The 1,256-nt window shown below is 63.5% G+C and carries 2 protein-coding genes; one reads left to right on the plus strand and one right to left on the minus strand.

Annotated features, from left to right (window positions below):
• Nucleotides 1–297 (minus strand): LysR family transcriptional regulator (locus tag HX803_RS31975; protein WP_178926055.1); only part of this gene is annotated, 297 nt, incomplete at its 3' end.
• 109 nt (nt 298–406) lie between these two features.
• On the opposite strand from HX803_RS31975, the gene HX803_RS31980 reads away from it, so the two are divergent.
• Nucleotides 407–1,256 (plus strand): NmrA family NAD(P)-binding protein (locus tag HX803_RS31980; RefSeq protein ID WP_178926056.1); only part of this gene is annotated, 850 nt, incomplete at its 3' end.

Genomic DNA, 1,256 nt, shown 5'->3' on the forward strand with positions numbered 1-1,256 from the left:
GGTGATGCGCAGGCTGCCGGCCGGTTTTCCACTCAGTTCCGACAGCTCGGCCAGGCCCGCTTCGATGCCGTCGAAATGCGGGCCGAGGCTTTCGAGCAAGCGTTCGCCCGCGTCAGTGGGCGCCACACTGCGGGTGCTGCGGGTGAGCAATTGCACGCCCAGGCGCGCCTCCAGCTTGCGCAAGGTGCGACTGAGCGCTGGCTGCGACACGCCCATTTGCGCGGCGGCTTTGGTAAAGCTGCGCTCGCGGGCGACGGTCAGGAAGGCTATCAGGTCATTCACGCCGTCGAGCACCATTGATACCTCTGGGTTATAGGTCCATTCCCATCATACCGTCTAATCATGAGTCAACGCCGCTGATAGATTGGCCCGCCTCGAAGAACGCTCACGGAGCAAAGGCCAGCACATGACCCACGTATTGATACTCGGCGCCACAGGCAACCTGGGCACCGCGACAGCACGCGCACTCACCGACCACTTCCCTGACGTGCGCCTGCGCCTGGCCAGCAGCCGCCCCGCAGGCGTGGCCAAACTGCAAGCGGCCTTCCCCGCGGCGCAGGCCGTGCAGGCCGACTGGTATGACCCGGCCAGCCTGCTAAAAGCCGTAGAAGGCACCGACAAGGTGTTTATCGTGACCCCGGATTTTGTCACCGATGAACTGCAAGTCACCCCCAACATCATCAATGCCATCAAGCGCGCGGGCGGCACGTCCCAGGTGATTCGCTTCACCGCGATTCCGCCCGGGCTCACCGCGCACGACCTGGCGCCGGAGTTTCTCGCGACCCGCTGCGGCGCCAACCTGCATACCTTGGCCAAGCCATTGCTCGACGCCAGCCGCTTGCCGGTGACCTACATCAACGCGGCGTGCTGGATCATGTTCAACCTGCCGTGGTTCGTGGCCAACGACGTAAAAACCAAACGCCAGTTCATCATGCCGTCCGTGAGCGATGCACCACGCCTGCACCTGTCGGAACTGGACATCGCCGCCGTCGCTGCGCGCATCATCGCCGACCCTGCCGCAGAGCACGTGGGCCAGGACTACCTGATCACCGGCACCGAGCGCCTCGACTACCGCCAAATCAGCGCCTTGCTCAGCGAAGTGATCGGCGAGACCGTGACCTACGTCGACAGTGACAGCACCTTGCGCGAAATCCTCGGTGATTATTTCGAGCCGGTCATGACCTATTACCGTCACGAAGTCGAGGCCTACAAGGACGTGCCGGTGACCGACACCGTGCAACAACTGACCGGCCGTG

It is taken from the genome of Pseudomonas sp. P7548 (assembly GCF_013386585.1).
Lineage (GTDB): Bacteria > Pseudomonadota > Gammaproteobacteria > Pseudomonadales > Pseudomonadaceae > Aquipseudomonas.